The organism is Streptomyces violaceorubidus, assembly GCF_000717995.1.
In the GTDB taxonomy this organism is placed as follows: domain Bacteria; phylum Actinomycetota; class Actinomycetes; order Streptomycetales; family Streptomycetaceae; genus Streptomyces; species Streptomyces violaceorubidus.
The window spans coordinates 1-220 of the sequence record NZ_JODM01000247.1; the positions used below are offsets into that span (position 1 = coordinate 1).

A 220-nucleotide genomic window follows, 5' to 3' on the forward strand; every position below is an offset into this window, starting at 1 on the left:
CTATTCGGACTCGCTTTCGCTACGGCTTCCCCACACGGGTTAACCTCGCAACACACCGCAAACTCGCAGGCTCATTCTTCAAAAGGCACGCAGTCACGAGACACCAAGCAAGCTTGATGTCCGACGCTCCCACGGCTTGTAGGCACACGGTTTCAGGTACTATTTCACTCCGCTCCCGCGGTACTTTTCACCATTCCCTCACGGTACTATCCGCTATCGG

At 55.5% G+C, this 220-nt stretch carries 1 rRNA gene; it reads right to left on the minus strand.

What is annotated here, in order from left to right:
• Window positions 1–220, minus strand: a 23S ribosomal RNA gene (locus IE94_RS0134960); the annotation flags it as partial.